The 15,745-nt window shown below is 66.3% G+C and carries 16 protein-coding genes; 11 read left to right on the top strand and 5 right to left on the bottom strand.

Going from position 1 to position 15,745, the window contains the following annotated elements; all coding sequences use genetic code 11:
• Positions 1 to 5: 5 nt before the first annotated feature.
• Positions 6 to 2,048, bottom strand: coding sequence for a lytic transglycosylase domain-containing protein (locus BM013_RS09760; RefSeq protein ID WP_093125915.1), 2,043 nt, complete (start codon positions 2,046 to 2,048; stop codon positions 6 to 8).
• 9 nt (positions 2,049 to 2,057) lie between these two features.
• Here BM013_RS09760 and BM013_RS09755 point away from each other — a divergent pair, with 9 nt between their 5' ends.
• The gene (locus BM013_RS09755) at positions 2,058 to 2,675 is read left to right on the top strand and encodes a 5-formyltetrahydrofolate cyclo-ligase (protein ID WP_093125913.1); all 618 of its coding nucleotides are present in this window, start codon (positions 2,058 to 2,060) and stop codon (positions 2,673 to 2,675) included.
• A 40-nt stretch (positions 2,676 to 2,715) separates the two neighbouring features.
• On the opposite strand, the gene BM013_RS09750 is transcribed toward BM013_RS09755, so the two are convergent.
• A complete protein-coding gene (locus tag BM013_RS09750) occupies positions 2,716 to 3,699 on the bottom strand; it encodes a LysR substrate-binding domain-containing protein (protein ID WP_093125910.1) in 984 nt (327 codons plus the stop codon).
• A 180-nt stretch (positions 3,700 to 3,879) separates the two neighbouring features.
• Here BM013_RS09750 and BM013_RS09745 point away from each other — a divergent pair, with 180 nt between their 5' ends.
• Positions 3,880 to 4,197, top strand: coding sequence for a DUF2917 domain-containing protein (locus BM013_RS09745; RefSeq protein WP_093125907.1), 318 nt, complete (start codon positions 3,880 to 3,882; stop codon positions 4,195 to 4,197).
• A gap of 105 nt (positions 4,198 to 4,302) precedes the next feature.
• On the opposite strand, the gene BM013_RS09740 is transcribed toward BM013_RS09745, so the two are convergent.
• Positions 4,303 to 4,704 (bottom strand): BLUF domain-containing protein, encoded by a 402-nt coding sequence (locus BM013_RS09740; RefSeq protein ID WP_093125905.1) that lies wholly within the window; start codon positions 4,702 to 4,704, stop codon positions 4,303 to 4,305.
• 89 nt (positions 4,705 to 4,793) lie between these two features.
• Between BM013_RS09740 and BM013_RS09735 the strand changes: the two genes are divergently transcribed.
• Positions 4,794 to 5,564, top strand: a complete 771-nt coding sequence (locus BM013_RS09735; RefSeq protein WP_177206319.1) for a Crp/Fnr family transcriptional regulator — start codon at positions 4,794 to 4,796, stop codon at positions 5,562 to 5,564.
• 32 nt (positions 5,565 to 5,596) lie between these two features.
• On the opposite strand, the gene BM013_RS09730 is transcribed toward BM013_RS09735, so the two are convergent.
• On the bottom strand, positions 5,597 to 6,484 hold the full coding sequence (locus tag BM013_RS09730) for a DUF6279 family lipoprotein (protein ID WP_256221443.1): 888 nt from the start codon (positions 6,482 to 6,484) through the stop codon (positions 5,597 to 5,599).
• Here BM013_RS09730 and glmU point away from each other — a divergent pair.
• The gene (gene glmU / locus BM013_RS09725) at positions 6,483 to 7,910 is read left to right on the top strand and encodes a bifunctional UDP-N-acetylglucosamine diphosphorylase/glucosamine-1-phosphate N-acetyltransferase GlmU (protein ID WP_093125902.1); all 1,428 of its coding nucleotides are present in this window, start codon (positions 6,483 to 6,485) and stop codon (positions 7,908 to 7,910) included. The genes BM013_RS09730 and glmU overlap by 2 nt on opposite strands.
• A gap of 17 nt (positions 7,911 to 7,927) precedes the next feature.
• On the opposite strand, the gene BM013_RS09720 is transcribed toward glmU, so the two are convergent.
• The gene (locus BM013_RS09720) at positions 7,928 to 8,431 is read right to left on the bottom strand and encodes an Lrp/AsnC family transcriptional regulator (protein WP_093125899.1); all 504 of its coding nucleotides are present in this window, start codon (positions 8,429 to 8,431) and stop codon (positions 7,928 to 7,930) included.
• Positions 8,432 to 8,569: 138 nt separating this feature from the next.
• Between BM013_RS09720 and glmS the strand changes: the two genes are divergently transcribed.
• From glmS to BM013_RS40425, 7 genes are all read left to right on the top strand, one after another.
• Positions 8,570 to 10,450, top strand: a complete 1,881-nt coding sequence (gene glmS / locus BM013_RS09715) for a glutamine--fructose-6-phosphate transaminase (isomerizing) (RefSeq protein ID WP_093125897.1) — start codon at positions 8,570 to 8,572, stop codon at positions 10,448 to 10,450.
• Positions 10,451 to 11,008: 558 nt separating this feature from the next.
• Positions 11,009 to 11,533 (top strand): HAD domain-containing protein, encoded by a 525-nt coding sequence (locus BM013_RS09710; protein WP_256221442.1) that lies wholly within the window; start codon positions 11,009 to 11,011, stop codon positions 11,531 to 11,533.
• Positions 11,530 to 12,486, top strand: coding sequence for a metallophosphoesterase (locus tag BM013_RS09705; protein ID WP_093125892.1), 957 nt, complete (start codon positions 11,530 to 11,532; stop codon positions 12,484 to 12,486). The genes BM013_RS09710 and BM013_RS09705 overlap by 4 nt, the downstream gene beginning before the upstream one ends.
• 88 nt (positions 12,487 to 12,574) lie before the next feature.
• Positions 12,575 to 13,027 (top strand): HAD domain-containing protein, encoded by a 453-nt coding sequence (locus tag BM013_RS09700; RefSeq protein WP_093125889.1) that lies wholly within the window; start codon positions 12,575 to 12,577, stop codon positions 13,025 to 13,027.
• Positions 13,024 to 13,860 carry a metallophosphoesterase gene (locus BM013_RS09695; protein WP_093125886.1) on the top strand — a complete coding sequence of 279 codons (837 nt, stop codon included), beginning with the start codon at positions 13,024 to 13,026 and terminating at the stop codon, positions 13,858 to 13,860. The genes BM013_RS09700 and BM013_RS09695 overlap by 4 nt, the downstream gene beginning before the upstream one ends.
• Positions 13,841 to 15,193, top strand: coding sequence for a type II toxin-antitoxin system HipA family toxin (locus BM013_RS09690; protein ID WP_093125884.1), 1,353 nt, complete (start codon positions 13,841 to 13,843; stop codon positions 15,191 to 15,193). Before BM013_RS09695 ends, BM013_RS09690 begins: the two co-directional genes overlap by 20 nt.
• 151 nt (positions 15,194 to 15,344) lie before the next feature.
• The gene (locus BM013_RS40425) at positions 15,345 to 15,725 is read left to right on the top strand and encodes a GDSL-type esterase/lipase family protein (RefSeq protein WP_371279802.1); all 381 of its coding nucleotides are present in this window, start codon (positions 15,345 to 15,347) and stop codon (positions 15,723 to 15,725) included.
• Positions 15,726 to 15,745: the final 20 nt, after the last annotated feature.

Below are 15,745 nucleotides of genomic sequence, written 5' to 3'. Positions count from 1 at the left end.
TCAGCTCAGGGCAGGTCCTTGTTCGGTTCCGGTTCGGCCGCGTCGCGCGGGCCCACGCGGCCCAGCCGCTCCTTGAGCGACTGCGGCCGGCCGCTGATGATGGCGGCGTAGTTGGTGGTGTTGGCCAGCACCTTCTTCACGTAGTCGCGCGTCTCGTTGAACGGCACGTTCTCGGCCCAGATGGCGGCCTCGACGACCGGTCCGTTGCGCCAGCTGCGCGGGCGGCCGGGGCCCGCGTTGTACGCGGCGGCGGCCAGCGCCATCGACCCGTCGAAGTCGTCGAGCGCGAGCTTCAGGTAGTTGGTGCCGATGGTGATGTTGGTCTCGCGGTCGTTGATCTGGCCGGGCGTGAAGTCGCTCAGGCCGATCTTGCGGGCCGTCCAGCGCGCGGTGGCGGGCATGACCTGCATGAGGCCCGAGGCGCCGACGCCGGAGCGCGCGTCCATGATGAAGCGGCTTTCCTGGCGGATCAGGCCGTACACGTAGGCCGGGTCCAGGCCGATGTCCTGCGCCTTGCGCAGCACCGTGTCGTGGAACGGCATGGGGAAGCGCTGCTCGACGTCGACCACGCCCTTGGTGCGCTCGCTGGTGTTGATGCAGCGGTCCCACACCTCGCGCTGGCAGGCGAAGTCGGCCGCGGCCAGCAGCGCGCGGTCGTCCATGCCGCCCTTGTCGTGCAGGTTGGTGGCGTAGTTCCACTCGCGCGTGCCTTCGGAGCGCAGGCCGATGGCGATGGCGTACAGGCCCCGGGCCAGCGCCGGGTTGGCGCGCGCAGCGGCCTTTTCCTCGGGCGTGAGCGGGGCGGGGCGGGTGGCGGCCACGGTGCGCTGGCCGAGCTCCTCGAGCGCCAGCATTTCGTAGAAGCCGCGCGAGCCGGCAATGCTCTGGTACAGGTCGCGCGCCTGGGTGCGGCGCTCTTCGCTGCGCTCGGTGGCGAGCGCGCGGGCCTTCCAGTAGACCCAGGTCGGGTCGAGCTGGGCGGTCTCGCTCATGGCGTTGATGGCGGGGGCCACCTCTTTCCACTGGCCTGCGCGCAGCGCGGTGCGCACGCGCCAGCCGAGCATGTCGTCGGACAGGTCGGCGTTCTTGGTGACGTTGCCGAAGTACGTGCCGGCCTGCGGCCACAGCTTGAGCGCGGCGGCGCGGCCGATGGTGCCCCACAGCCAGTTGCGCTCTTCGGCCGAAAGCATCGGGCCCCACTTGCTGTCGAGCTGCGAGGCGGCCTGCTCGGGGTCGGCAATGGCGACCTTGATGAGCGCGAGCACCACCAGTTCCTTGCGCGACTTGGCGGCCACGAAGGCGCGCCCGGTCAGGAACTTGGCCGAACTGGCGTTGAGCTCCTCGAACAGCGGCAGCGCGTCGGGCGCGGCAATGGTGATGGCGCCGCGCGCGGCCTGCGGGCGGTTGGCCTCCATGGCCAGGCGCGCCTTCTTCCAGGCGTCGTTGGGCGAGAGCAGGCGCGCGGCCACCATGCGGTCGGCGGCGGTGAGGCAGCCGTCGTCGGCTTCCTTCTGGCTGAGCCAGTCGCGGCGCACGTCGTCGGCCTGGGCCTGCGTGGCGGTGCCGGTGCGCAGCGTGTCGGCCAGCACGGCGTAGCAGCGCACCTGTGCGTCGTCGCCCATGCGGAAGCCGGCCACGGCGGCGGAGAAGTTGTCCCAGTCGCGGCGCTGGCCCGTGAGCAGCAGCCAGTCGTTGCGCAGCCGGTCTTCCTGGTAGGTGCCGGGGTAGCGCGCGAAGAAGTCCTGCACTTCGTTGGGGGCGGCTTCCTGCAGGCGCGCCTTGAGTTCCCAGTAGGCGGCCCAAGGTTCCAGGGCATGGCCGCGGGCCTGCGGCAACAGGGCCGCGAGGCGGGCCTTGTCGCCGCGCTGGAAGGCCTGCTTCATCTGGACCAGCACGTCGTCGTTGGTGTTGCTCTGGGCGGCGGCGGGTTGTTGCGAGAACAACGCGGCGAGGGCCAGGACCGCGGAAAAAACCAGTGCGGGTGTTGCGTTGCGCCGATGGGCGCGGTGGCTGGGCCGCTGGGGTGCCAAAATGCTTGGGAACTGCATCGGGGGATTATGGACAAGTCAAAGGGTGCCGACACCTCGGCGACGGCGAGTTTTCTGAAGGATCAGCTGCGCAAGGCATTGATCGAACAACGCCTGGCGATGCCTGATCGGCTGACACGCGCGGACCTGTTGCAGCGCGTGATGCGGATCTGGCTGGTCGGGCGGCCCGACACCGTGATCGGCGCCTACTGGCCGATCAAGGGCGAGTTCGATCCGTTGCCGGCACTGCACCGCTGGAAGGAAGACGGCGAACTCATGGAAGAGTCGCAGCGTCGCCGCATCGGACTGCCGGTGATCGACAAAGTTCACAAGACGCTGACCTTCCATGCCTGGTACCCGGGCTGCCAGATGGAAGAAGACGCCTACGGCATTCCCAAGCCCAAGGACACCGAGCTGATCGTGCCAACGCTGCTGTTCGTGCCCTGCGTGGGCTACAGCGCGGGCGGCTACCGGCTGGGCTACGGCGGCGGTTTCTACGACCGCACGCTGGCGGCGCTGGAGCCGCGGCCGTTCACGGTGGGGCTGGGGTTCACTCACGGCTTCCTGGAAGACTTCGACCCCGAGGCGCACGACCTGCCGCTGGACGCCATCCTCAACGACAACGGCGTGGTCTGGCCGACGAGCTGACGTGGCCTGGCCTGGCGTGGCTTGATCGGGCGAGGCCCGCTCAGTCGAGGTTGTCGACCGTGTCCGGGTCCGGCACCTCGCCGATGGTCTCGCGCGTGGTCGCGGCCTGCAGCTGCAGCCAGTCGCAGAAAGCCCTGATTTCGGGGCGCAGCGCGCTGCGCGGCCCGGCAATGAGCCAGTAGGCCATCGGTGAATCCATGCGGTGCTGCGGCAGCACCTCGACCAGGTCGCCGTTGGCCAGGCTCTCGGCAATCAGCGAGCTGCGCGCCAGCGTCACGCCCTGGCCGGTGAGGGCGGCCTGCACCATCTGGTAGGCGTAGTTGAAATAGAGCCAGCGCTTGGGCTGCGCCCGCTCCAGCCCGTTCACCTCGAACCAGCGCCGCCAAGTCAGCCATTCCAGGTGCGTGCGGTGCGCGTCGCCGGCCTCGATCAGCGTGAAGCGGGTGATGTCGGCGGGCGTCTTGATGGGCGGGTTGCTCTTCAGCAGCCAGGGGCTGGCCACCGGCGTCAGCGTCTCGCCGAACAGGCGCAGGGCGCCGGCCGACATGGTCTCGCGCGGGCCGTAGCGCAGGGCGATGTCCACGTCGGCCACTTCCAGGTCGACCGCCACGTCGCTGGCGTCGATGCGGATGTCGATCTCGGGGTTGTCGCGCTGGAAGGCCTCCAGCCGCGGAATGAGCCACATCGACGCGAACGAGGCGAACGTGGTCAGCGACACGCTCTGGCGCCCCGCGCTCTGGCGGATCTGCCGCACCGCCGTGTCGATGCGCGGCAGCGACTGCTGCACCGCCAGCAGCAGCAGCGCCCCGGCGCTGGTGAGCTCCACCGCCCGCGTGTGGCGCAGGAACAACCCCACGCCCACTTCTTCTTCCAGCGACTGGATCTGGCGGCTCACTGCCGACTGCGTCAGGGCCATTTCCTCCGCGGCGGCGCGGAAGTTCAGGTGCCGGGCCACGGCCTCGAAGGCCCGCAGGTGGCCGGCCGAGATCGGGCGGGAGCGCAGATGGGTTTGCGAATGTTGCATGGATATGACTTTGGGAGGCGGCCGGTGCAGAAATCGATTGATGCGCAGATCGCATCAGTAGCCTACCTCGTTTTCATTGGACCCCCGGCGCCTGAGAAACGATCATTCATTCCCGAACTGCGCTATTGCCCCGTCTCTGTCTGACCGGCCGCGCTTCGGCAAAGCCCAAGGAGTTTCATCATGTCCACCGCCGTCTGCACCACCGAATCGCTCTCGCCCCTGTCCGCTTCCACCCGCACCGCTGCCGTTCCGCCAGCCGTTCGCCGTGGCGCCTGGCAGATTGCGCCCGGCGAGGCGATGAGCCTGAAGGCGCGGTCGGCCAGCGTGCTGCGCGTGAAGCAGGGCCGGGTGTGGATCACGCCCGATGCCACGCTCGCCAACCCCAGCGAAGACCTGGTGCTGGCACCGGGCGAATCGCTGGCGGTGGCCGCGGGCCAGCGCATCGTGATGGAGGCGTGGGACGGCTACGGCGCGACCTACAGCTGGGACAACGCCTGATTGTTCTGCCTCCAGGAGCTGAAAAGGCGGCCTCGGCCGCCTTTTTCTTTTTGAAGCTTCTTTCGCGCGGGCGGCTGCCTGCGCAGCCCCCGCGGCCAACTCAGTTCAACCGTTGATGTCGAAGCTCGGCAGCAGCGCCAGGAAGTGCCGCAGCGCCACCTGCCCGTCGAGCACGTGCACGCCGGCCATCAGGTCGGGCCCCTCGCTCTCGGCCAGGCCCATGCCGAAGCCCGTGTAGCGGCGCACCGCCAGCGGAGCTTCGTACACCACCCGGATGTCGGTGTGGCGCGGGTCCTTGCCGATCGAGCTCATCAGCGCGTCGACCGCCTCGCGCGGTCCCTCCAGGTGCTGGCAGAAACGCTGTCCGTCGAACACCAGGAGGCCGGTGATGCCGCGCTCCGCGTTGCGCCCGCGCGCCCGGGAAGCGATGGAGCCCACGGTGGTCGGGGGCAGGTCCTGGGCGAGCGTGCTGCAGTAAAGGACTTCGTAGAGCGAGTGTTCTGTCATGCGTCTGGAGGGGAAACGCTGCGCAGTGTAGGTACCCTCCAGACGTCGCGAAATGTCAAAAGACACACGCCGAGCGCCTATAGTGCAGCGTGAAATTCGAGGACTATCCCGCCGCGGCGCCACCCCCCCAGGGCGTCAACCCGTGCGACCAGTGCGCATTGCGCCGGCTCGATGCGTTCCTGCCCTGTTCCGAGGAAGAACTCAAGACGATCCAGTCGTTCCGCGTCGGCGCCCGCCGCGTGGAAGCCGGCGGGGCCATCGTCGAGGAGCACCGGCGCAGCGCCCAGCTGTTCACGCTCTACGCGGGCTGGGCCTTCCGCTTCAAGACCCTGAGCGACGGCCGGCGGCAGATCCTGAGCTTCCTGCTGCCCGGCGACTTCGTCGGCCTGCAGGACGAGTTCGCCGACGGCCAGACGCACGGCGTCGAGGCGGTCACCGACGTCACGCTGTGCGCCTTCTCGCGCGACCGGCTCTGGGGCCTGTTCCATGCCCAGCCCAAGCTGGGCTACGACATCACCTGGCTCGCCGCGCGCGAAGAAAAGATGGTCGACGACCAGCTCGTCACCGCCGGCCGGCGCAATGCCAGCGAGCGCGTGGCCATGCTGCTGATGCACCTGTACCGGCGCGCCGAGCGCGTGGGCATGGTGCGCGACGGCTGGGTCGAGTTTCCGTTCAACCAGCAGCACATCGCCGACGCGCTGGGGTTGTCGCTGGTGCACACCAACAAGACGCTGCGGCGGCTGCAGCGCCAGGGGCTCTACAAGATCGACGCCGGCTGGCTGCGCATCCTGGAGCCGCACGCGCTCGAGACGCTGGGCGACTACTTCGAGCGCCCGATGCGTCCCACGCCGCTGATCTGAGGCAGGGTCGGCGCGCGGCCTTCCTTCAGGGTTCAGGGCGCTGCCATCAGTTCCTGCAAATCGTCCTGGTAGGCCTGCAGCCGGCGCACCGCCTGGGCGCGCTGGCTCGCGCTCGTGCCGTTGTGCAGGGCGGCGGTGTTGCGGCAGCCTTCCTGCAGCAGGGCCTGCTGCTGGTCGCGCCACGCGCCGGGCAGCGGATCGGCAATGCGCTGGATGTAGCCGTGCAGCGCGGCCTGCGCCTCGGCAGGCGCGGGCTTGCGGGTGGCGAAGCCGCGCAGCAGCACCAGCGCCTCCTGCTGGCGCTTGCGGCGCTCGGCGTCGGCCAGCTTCGGGTCGAACACCGACTGCGCGACCTGCTGCTTCAGCAGCTCGCGCTGTTCCGACGTGAGCCGGCCGTAGAAATCCTCCGTGCGGTCCAGGAACTGGTCGTAGCGCTTTTCCCGCACCTGGGCCGGTGTGCGGTCGAGCCAGTCCTTGCGGTACTCGGCGTTGTTCCTGGCGTACTTGCGCTCCAGGTGGAACAGCTGCGCGCCGGTCAGGCTCAAGGCCAGGCCGGTGCCGGCGGGTTCGGCGCGATCGGCCACCGCCAGCAGCCGCTCGCGGATGCGGTCGGCCATGGCGCAGACCTGCGCCGGCGTCACCTCGCCCGGGGCCAGCGCCTGGGCCTCCTGCAGCAGCGCGGCCACGCGCGGCAGCTCGTTCTGGCGGTGCCAGGCCAGCAGCCGCGCGAGCTCCTCGCGCACCTTCGGGTTCTGCGCGCTGTCGAAGTCCAGGTAGCCGTCGAGCCACCAATAGCTCACGGTGGGCAGGTTGTTGTAGGCCAGCTTGATCGCACTGCAAGCCCCCAGGGCGGCAGCGAGCAGCAGCACGCCGATAATTCGCGCCACGCTCGCGCAACGAATTCGGGAAGAAAAACGCATGAATCAGACTCCGCAACAAGACAACCTGGGGCCGGTCGACGTCGTCATCATGGCGGCCGGCAAGGGCACGCGCATGAAAAGCAAGTGGCCCAAAGTGTTGCATCGATTGGCCGGCCGCGCATTGCTGGCCCATGTGGCCGACACCGCCGCGCGCGTCGGTGCGCGCGACGTGGTGGTCGTGACGGGGCATGGCGCGGCGCAAGTCGAGGCCGCCATGGCCGGTGCAGTTTCGGGCGCCAACCTGCGTTTCGCGCGCCAGGAGCCGCAGCTCGGCACCGGTCACGCGGTGCAGCAGGCCGCGCCGTTGCTGCCGGACGACGGCACCGTGGTCGTGCTTTCGGGCGACGTGCCGCTCATCGGCGAAGACACGCTGCGTGCGCTCATCGCCGCCAGCGCGGGCGAGCGCCTCGCGCTGCTGACCATCGAATTCGACGACCCGAGCGGCTACGGCCGCGTGATCCGCACCACCGCCGGCGGCGAGGTCACCGCCGTCGTCGAGCACAAGGACGCCAACGAAGTCCAGCGCGCCGTGCGCGAGATCTACAGCGGCGTGATGGCCGTGCCCGCGCGCCTGCTCAAGGGCTGGCTCGCGCGGCTCGACAACAAGAACGCGCAGGGCGAGTACTACCTGACCGACGTGGTGAAGCTGGCGGCGGCCGACGGCGTGCCCGTGGTCGCGCACATCACCACCGACGCGCTGCAGGTCGCCGGCATCAACAGCCCGGCCCAGCTCGCGGCGCTCGAGCGTGCCTGGCAGCTGCGCCAGGCGAACGCGCTGATGGAGCAGGGCGTGCGCCTGGCCGACCCGGCGCGCTTCGACCTGCGCGGCACGCTCGACTGCGGCTCCGACGTCGAGATCGACGTCAACTGCATCTTCGAAGGCGCGGTGTCGCTGGGCGAGGGCGTGCGCATCGGCGCGAACTGCGTCATTGCCAACGCGCGCATCGAGGCCGGCGCGGTGATCCACCCGTTCACCCACATCGAAGGCGAGAAGGCCGGCGTGACGGTGGGCGCGGGCGCGCTCATCGGCCCCTTCGCGCGGCTGCGGCCCGGCGCGCAACTGGGCGCCGAGGTGCACATCGGCAACTTCGTCGAGGTGAAGAACTCGACGCTGGCCGCCGGTGCCAAGGCCAACCACCTGGCCTACCTGGGCGACGCCACCGTGGGCGAGCGCGTGAACTACGGCGCGGGCAGCATCACCGCCAACTACGACGGCGCCAACAAGCACCGCACCGTGATCGGCGACGACGTGCACGTGGGCAGCAACTGCGTGCTGGTGGCGCCCATCACCATCGGCGCGGGCGGCACCGTCGGCGGCGGCTCCACGATCAACAAATCGACCGAGCCGGGCGCGCTGACCGTGGCGCGCGGCAAGCAGGTGAGCTTTGCGAACTGGAAGCGCCCGCAGAAGAAGCCGAAGGCCTGACGGTCTCTTGAAAGTTCTCAGGCTCCAGGTGCCAGCGGCAGCGGCAGTGGGACCCGGGGCTCGAACTTCGCGCGCTTGAGGCTGAAGAAGGCTTTCACGTTGCGCACGTTCGCATCGGCCGTGAACAGGCGCTGTGTGAGCGCGCCGTAGTCCGGCATGTCGCGCGCGGCCACGACCAGCACGAAGTCGGGGCCGGGCGACACGCGCCAGCATTGCTGCACCGCGTCGTCGGCGATCACACGGGTCTCGAAGGCGTCGAGCGACGCGGCGTCCTGCCGGTCCAGCGAGATTTCCACCACCGCCTGCAGCCCGTGGCCCAGCACCGCGGCCAGGCGGTCGGGCGACAGCAGCGCCACCTGCCGCTCGATCAGGCCGATCTCGCGCAGGCGCTGCACGCGGCGCAGGCAGGTGGGCGGCGAGATGCCGATGTCGGCGGCCAGGCGCTGGTTGGTCTGCGAGGCGTCGCGCTGCACCGCATCGAGCAGCCGCATGTCTATTGAATCCAGAGAGATTGATTCCATATTTAGATAAATTATGGAAGAAAAATCCAAATGAGAGAAATGAAGAAATAAAAGTCCGAAATCAATTGAAATTGGAAAACATATTTCTTCCGTGCCTCCCTACCATCGAGCCTCTTCTTCATTCAAAGGCAGTCCACCATGTGCGGCATCGTCGGGGCAGCGTCCCATCGCAACATCGTTCCGGTCCTGGTCCAGGGCCTCCAGCGGCTCGAATACCGCGGCTATGACTCGTGCGGCGTGGCGGTGCATGCCGGCGGCCTGACGCGCGCCCGCACCACCTCGCGCGTGGCCGACCTCGTGGCGCAGGTGCGCGACGACAAGGTCGAGGGCCTCACCGGCATCGCCCACACGCGCTGGGCCACGCACGGCGCGCCCGCCGTGCACAACGCGCACCCGCACTTCAGCCACGGCCCCGGCGCCGACGCGCAAGCCGCGCGCCCCGGGCGCGTCGCGCTGGTGCACAACGGCATCATCGAAAACCATGAGACCCTGCGCGCCGCGCTCGAAGCCAAGGGCTACGTGTTCGAGAGCCAGACCGACACCGAGGTCATCGCCCACCTGGTCGACAGCCTGTACGACGGCGATCTGTTCGAAGCCGTGAAGGCCACCGTGCTGCAGCTGCACGGCGCCTACGCCATTGCCGTGATCTGCCGCGACGAGCCGCAGCGCGTGGTCGGCGCGCGCGCCGGCTCGCCGCTGATCCTCGGCGCGGGCAAGGACGGCGCGGAGAACTTCCTGGCCAGCGATGCCATGGCCCTGGCCGGCGTGACCGACCAGATCATCTATCTCGAGGAAGGCGACGTGGTCGACCTGCAGCCCGGCAAGTACTGGATCGTCGACAAGAACCACAAGCCTGTGACCCGCCAGGTGCGCACCGTGCATGCGCACAGCGGCGCGGCCGAGCTCGGCCCCTACCGCCACTACATGCAGAAGGAAATCTTCGAGCAGCCGCGCGCCATCGGCGACACGCTCGAAGGCGTGGAGGGCATCGTGCCCGAGCTGTTCGACGGCGTGGGCCAGGACGGTGCCACCGGTGCGAGCGCGCACCGCGTGTTCCAGGACATCGACAAGATCCTCATCCTCGCCTGCGGCACCAGCTACTACAGCGGCTGCACCGCCAAGTACTGGCTCGAAGGCATCGCAAAGATCTCCACGCAGGTCGAGATCGCCAGCGAGTACCGCTACCGCGACTCCGTGCCCGACCCCAAGACGCTGGTCGTCACCATCAGCCAGTCGGGCGAAACCGCCGACACGCTGGCCGCGCTGAAGCACGCGCGCTCGTTGGGCATGGAACAGACGCTGACCATCTGCAACGTGGCCACCAGCGCCATGGTGCGCGAGTGCAAGCTGGCGTACATCACGCGCGCCGGCGTGGAGATCGGCGTGGCGTCGACCAAGGCCTTCACCACGCAACTGGCCGGCCTGTTCCTGCTGACGCTGGCCATCGCGCAGGCCAAGGGCCGCCTGAGCGCCGAAGACGAGGCGCGCTACCTGAAGGAGATGCGCCACCTGCCCGTGGCGCTGCAGTCGGTGCTGGCGCTGGAGCCGCAGATCATCGGCTGGGCCGAAGACTTCGCGCGCAAGGACAACGCGCTGTTCCTCGGCCGCGGGCTGCACTACCCGATCGCGCTCGAAGGCGCGCTCAAGCTCAAGGAAGTGACCTACATCCACGCCGAGGCCTATGCCGCCGGCGAGCTCAAGCACGGCCCGCTCGCGCTGGTCACCAGCGAGATGCCCGTGGTGGCCGTGGCGCCGAACGACACGCTGCTCGAGAAGCTCAAGAGCAACCTGCAGGAAGTGCGTGCGCGCGGCGGCGTGCTCTACGTGCTGGCCGACGGCGACACCAGGATCAAGAGCAGCGAAGGCCTGCACGTGATCCGCATGCCCGAGCACTACGGCGCGCTGTCGCCCATCCTGCACGTGGTGCCGCTGCAGCTGCTGGCGTACCACACGGCCTGCGCGCGCGGCACCGATGTGGACAAGCCGCGCAACCTGGCGAAGAGCGTGACGGTGGAGTGAGCGGCGGGGCCGATTCGTCGGCTGATCTGGCCTAATAAAGTCGTAAACACTCAAATAGAGTCGTAAACGGGGTAATAGAGTCGTAAACCCCTCCTAAAGCAAGCAGGAGGGGCTAATTTAGTTGTGTGTTGCTTGCATGCAGCGCCTACAGCTAAGATCGACTTGTTAGTTCACCTCTACCTTTTACGAATCCCCCATGTTCAAGCTCTCGGCCACTACCGCCAAATGCGTCGGCATCGATGCAGGTGTGGTTATGCGCGTGATGATTCGCTCGGGATGTTCAGGCCAGTCGGCGAACCGAATAGCAGTGGTGGCATCGCCTCTTCTCGCCTTCGTTCCCCAGTCTTAAGGAGCTGACATTTTTGGCTCCATCTAGGAGCCCAGAATGTTCAGCCGAATCAGTTTTCTCCTCCTCTCTCCCTTGGGCGCGCTGCCCAAATTGATGTTCCTTGGCGACTCGGCCGTAGTCAGGAAATCAAGCGGCTCAATCCCAAGCAGATCGCCGACCTATAAGACACCACTGTTTCTGCCAGGGGCGAGGGCTCAATGGTGAAAGCGATGCCGATCCATGACGCCCCCGGCCGCGCCGGTGACCCTAGCGATCTGCTGTTCCTGGATGTAGACGGTGTTCTTCATCCTGTCGGCGCGGACTACTCGTTCAGCAGCAGGTTCTTCAGTCATTTGCCGGGGCTGGAAGGGCTCCTGCGCGAGTTCAGGTCTGTCGAGATCGTCATCTCCTCGGATTGGCGACTGGCCGAAAGCATCGAGCAACTGCAGCGGTATTTCAGCGCCGACATCCGGAATCGGATCATCGGAGCGACGCCGCAGATTGACCCAAGTGTCGTCGTCCGACACCGACGCCAGTTGGAGATCCAGGCTTGGCTCGACGGGAACGGCCGTAGCGACGCAGAGTGGGTCGCGCTTGACGATTGGCCCTCGAGCTTCGACGCAGGCTTAGCGCGACTCGTGCTCACCGATCCCACGCGGGCGTTTGATCAGGACAGCTTTCAAGAGCTGCGCTCGCACTTCCTGCGATTTGCGGCTGACCGATGCTTCGTCGCCACTTCGACGCACATGAAATGAAACCACTTACCCCGTCAGGCCCCCATGCGCGATCCGAGCACGAGCAGTCAGCGCCAAAGCTGATGTTCTTCGGCGACCCGCACGGTGATCTCGAACCCGTGATCGCCGCGGTCGAGCGCTTCCGGCCCGAGGCGATCGTGCTGCTGGGCGACATCCAGGCGCGCCAGCCCCTGCATGTCGAACTGCAGTCGATCCTGGACCTCACCGAGGTCTGGTTCATCCACGGGAATCACGATACGGACTCGGACTCGGGCTCGGACGCCGCCTACGACAACCTGTGGGGATCGAAGCTCGCGCATCGAAATCTCGATGGCCGTGTGATCTCCGTCGCCGGGTCCAGGGTCGCGGGCCTGGGCGGCGTCTTCCGCAGCAAGATCTGGGATCCGCGACGGCCGATTGAGGAAGCTGCGTTCCAGTCGAGCGATGCCATGCGCCGAACCATGAAGCGCGAAGAGCGCTGGCGCGACGGCATCTCGCGTCGGCACCGATCGTCGATCTTCCCAGCCGACTACCAGCAACTGCAGCGCAGCGGCCCCGCGGACATCCTGGTGACGCACGAAGCGCCTTCGGCTCATCCGCACGGCTGGCGGGCGATCGACGAGCTTGCCGAGAAGCTCGGCGTTCTGTTGGTGGTCCATGGCCATCATCACCAGAACATAAATTACGCCGAGGAGGGCTTGATGCCCGCTGCGGGACCGTTTCGCGCCTTCGGGGTAGACATGGGCTCGTACCTAGCATGGCCACGGGATCCGCACGAGAAAACTGGGTTGGGAAGTCCTTCACAAGACTTGCTGAATCTCGCTGAGCAAGTGTTCGGCGCAGAGGCCCGAGTGTGGCTGGACAAACCGCACGAATGGCTCGATGGCCAAACGCCGGCAGCGTTCGCCGCCGGAGGCGGTTCGGAAAAGGTGCGATCGATCCTCAACGCGATTCAACACGGAGGTGTCGTATGAGGGCGGCAGCACCGCCCTTCCGCGCCTTCGGTGTCGACGTAGTCGCGCCTGACGTGGTTGCTTGGTGGGAGTGGCTTGAGGAGACGGAATGATCCTGTTCCTCGACTTCGACGGCGTGCTCCATCCCGAAGGGGAGGAACACATCTACAACGGCGGTGCCAAGTTCTGCTTCCTGCCGCGCCTGGAGACGTTGTTGCGTGAGTTCCCGTTCGTGAAGATCGTGATCAGTTCGTTCTGGCGTGAGCACCTGCTCAACAAGACACTGCTGAAGCCGTTCTCCAGCGACATCCGGACTCGCATCGTTGGCGCTATCCCTCCTTCGGGCTTTGGCCTTCAGCCGCCGTACAGAAATCGTGAAAAAGAAATCCTCGATTGGCTCCAGCTTCACGATGCGGTCGACGAGCCCTGGATCGCACTCGACGATGCCTATTGGCAGTTCGACCACTGCAAGGACCATTTGGTGGTGTGCGGCTCGTTCACGGGCTTTGACGACAAGGCCCGTGCTGAGCTTCGCGCGCGCTTTGAAGGGGCATCCCAATGAAAGCACTGATCCTCTCCGATCTCCACCTCGAGTTCGCCCCCTTCGAGCCAGCACCTGATCTCCAGTTCGATGTCGCCATCCTCGCCGGTGACATCCATTCGCCAGCAACGGCTGCCCTCGAGTGGGCAGCGGACCGGTTTCGCGGCAAGCCCATCATTCAGATCGCTGGCAATCACGAGTACTACCAGTCAGTGATGGGCCGAGAGCTGGCGAAGATGCGACGCCGCGCCAAGGAACTCGGCATCCACTTTCTCGATTGCGACGAGGTCGTGATCGCCGGCGTGCGCTTCCTTGGCTGCACCCTGTGGACTGACTTCCGCCTGCGCATCGACAATCCAGGCTTCGCGGGGCAGCCGGTGCGTCTGCTGTCCGATCGCCAGCGCTCCATGACGGAGAGCGCGCGCTACCTGGCCGACTACTCCGCCATCCGCATTGATGACCCGCAGACCTCCAACTCCCGCGGCACGCGGCGCTTGGTGCCGGCGGACACCTTGCAGATCCATCGGCGGCACCGCTCGTGGCTACGCGCGAAGCTGTCTGAGCCATTCAACGGGTCTACGGCGGTCGTCACCCACCACGCGCCGCACCGCAACTCTTTGGCGCCCCGGTTCGCTGGAGACTGGCTTTCGGGTGGATTCGTCAACGAGATGCCACCCGACTTCTTCACGGTCCCCTCACTCTTCGTGCACGGGCATACGCATGACAGCTTCAATTACGAAGTCGGCACATGCCGGGTGGTGTGCAACCCCCGCGGGTACTTGAACCGAAAAGGGCAATTCGAGAACAAGGATTTCGATCCTGGGCTTGTCATCGATGTCCACTCCTGTGCGTGAGACCGCGATCGTTCAGATCCATCTGGGCGGCGAATGGCACGCCGCTGCCACCGTTCAGGCCCTGGGCTCTGACCGTTGCCGCGTGGAATATCTTCCGGAGTACGTCTTCGGCGTCGACGACCCGGTACCTATCGCGTCGGGCCTGCCCCTCGGCCTGGAGCCGGACAGGTTCGTGGACGGCCCGACCGGGCAGGAGGTCGATCGGCGAGCCAGTGCATTCCTCTATGACCTTGCTCCACAAGGCGAGGGTAGAAAGTACCTTCTCCAGCGCTTAGGACTGCAGGACGCCGAGAACCTGGTCCTGCCACTCGTCATGGCCGGTGCCTTCAGTCCCATCGGCTGCTTGAGATTCGACTCGGCGCTGCGGTTCTTCGATGAGGAGGAAGCACGGAGCGCCGCCGGCACGGCAGCGACAGCTGGCTTCTCGGCGGAAGACGTACTCGGACACACCGATGAATTCCTCAACCATCTATCGACGCATGCAATGCTGGCATCCGGCACCACCGGGGTCCAGGGCGTGTCCCCCAAATACCTGCTGAACACCGACGAAGAGGGGCACTGGTTTCCGGACATGGCGCTGCCCGATGAACACGCACGCGATCACTGGCTTCTCAAGCTGCCGCGCGGCAAGAGCAAAGCGGATCGAACCGTGCTGCGAAACGAAGCCGCCTATCTGCGTTTAGCCGCGGCATGCGGGCTGCGCATGACTTCGGCACCGGAGGTGCGCGGTGACGTGCTGTTCGTGCGTCGCTTCGATCGACCGCTGGTGGAAGGCCACCTGCATCGCTTGTATCAAGAAAGCTTGGCGAGCGTGTGTGACCTGCGTGGCTTCGGGCTTCCGAAGAGCCAGCAGACGCTGCTGCGCGGGCTGCGATCCGTAGTGACCGACCCGCTTGGCGAGACGATCGAATTCATGCTGCGCGATGTTCTGAACCTAGCAATGCGCAACAGCGACAACCACGCCCGCAACACTGCGGTGCAACGGCTGCCGGATGGAACACTGCAGCTCACACCCCTCTTCGACTTTGCTCCGATGTTCCTCGATCCGGAGATCATCCCGCGCAGCTCCCACTGGAAAGCCCGCGACGGCAAGGTGCAACGCGTCTGGACGGAAATTGTCGAAGACCTGGAAGTAGATGACCGCGAGCGAGGCGCGATCGCCAAAGCCCTGCATCATTTCGCGCCAAAGGTGGCCGCTTTGGCTGAAATCGCAAAAGATTGCGGCGTCGAGGCGCAGGTCATCGAGCCTTGCCGAATGAACATCGACGCCCAAGCGCAGCAACTCTATGCATTGGCAGCCCTGTTGCCCAAAGGGAAGTGCTCAAATGGGTAACACGCGATAAGGAGTGAACGCCGGCATCGGTGGTAACTAGATTCTCAATGACTCCGGGGGGGCCCTTCTGCCCTCAGCCGGCTTGAGCGCGACGTACTGAATTTGTCGGGAGTCGGTGCCGTGATCTGGCTCGATGGCATCAACGACTTGAATGCGGGGGGCCTCGGCGGAGGCCGTAGTCAATGGGATCAAGTCAGGCGTGGCCACGATGCGTGCACGTCGACCTGGCTTGAAGATCATTCAAGCGACTATCCTTTCAAGCTTGGGCAGTCCGACTCTTGGATATGGAACGCCCGAACTGAACACCCGCCTGCAGGTGGTCAACAGTTTCATTCGCACCGCCGGAATCTTCGAGGCGGTGACCATTGATCCGAGCACAGGTCAACTACGGCCGGAGTTCCAGGCGAACAGCAGTACGGCCGCAATCGATTTTCTTCACCCCAACCGCGCCGGCTACCCGGCCATGGCTGGAGCAATCAATCTTGACCTGCTCGCTCCCCTGGGCATCCACAGGAGACCCAGGCGCCGTTGAACTGGTTGCTCTCTCGATCG

The organism is Variovorax sp. OK605 (assembly GCF_900115445.1).
Taxonomy (GTDB): domain Bacteria; phylum Pseudomonadota; class Gammaproteobacteria; order Burkholderiales; family Burkholderiaceae_C; genus Variovorax.
The sequence above is the reverse complement of the archived record's forward strand: the minus strand, read 5'-3'. Positions and strand labels throughout refer to the sequence as shown.

Bases quoted from the DNA above. Each gene is read 5' to 3' on its own strand.
- BM013_RS09760 (WP_093125915.1), bottom strand. From the start codon at position 2,048: ATGCAGTTCCCAAGCATTTTGGCACCCCAGCGGCCCAGCCACCGCGCC.
- BM013_RS09755 (WP_093125913.1), top strand. From the start codon at position 2,058: ATGGACAAGTCAAAGGGTGCCGACACCTCGGCGACGGCGAGTTTTCTG.
- BM013_RS09750 (WP_093125910.1), bottom strand. From the start codon at position 3,699: ATGCAACATTCGCAAACCCATCTGCGCTCCCGCCCGATCTCGGCCGGC.
- BM013_RS09745 (WP_093125907.1), top strand. From the start codon at position 3,880: ATGTCCACCGCCGTCTGCACCACCGAATCGCTCTCGCCCCTGTCCGCT.
- BM013_RS09740 (WP_093125905.1), bottom strand. From the start codon at position 4,704: ATGACAGAACACTCGCTCTACGAAGTCCTTTACTGCAGCACGCTCGCC.
- glmU (WP_093125902.1), top strand. From the start codon at position 6,483: ATGAATCAGACTCCGCAACAAGACAACCTGGGGCCGGTCGACGTCGTC.
- BM013_RS09730 (WP_256221443.1), bottom strand. From the start codon at position 6,484: ATGCGTTTTTCTTCCCGAATTCGTTGCGCGAGCGTGGCGCGAATTATC.
- BM013_RS09720 (WP_093125899.1), bottom strand. From the start codon at position 8,431: ATGGAATCAATCTCTCTGGATTCAATAGACATGCGGCTGCTCGATGCG.
- glmS (WP_093125897.1), top strand. From the start codon at position 8,570: ATGTGCGGCATCGTCGGGGCAGCGTCCCATCGCAACATCGTTCCGGTC.
- BM013_RS09710 (WP_256221442.1), top strand. From the start codon at position 11,009: ATGCCGATCCATGACGCCCCCGGCCGCGCCGGTGACCCTAGCGATCTG.
- BM013_RS09705 (WP_093125892.1), top strand. From the start codon at position 11,530: ATGAAACCACTTACCCCGTCAGGCCCCCATGCGCGATCCGAGCACGAG.
- BM013_RS09700 (WP_093125889.1), top strand. From the start codon at position 12,575: ATGATCCTGTTCCTCGACTTCGACGGCGTGCTCCATCCCGAAGGGGAG.
- BM013_RS09695 (WP_093125886.1), top strand. From the start codon at position 13,024: ATGAAAGCACTGATCCTCTCCGATCTCCACCTCGAGTTCGCCCCCTTC.
- BM013_RS09690 (WP_093125884.1), top strand. From the start codon at position 13,841: ATGTCCACTCCTGTGCGTGAGACCGCGATCGTTCAGATCCATCTGGGC.
- BM013_RS40425 (WP_371279802.1), top strand. From the start codon at position 15,345: ATGCGGGGGGCCTCGGCGGAGGCCGTAGTCAATGGGATCAAGTCAGGC.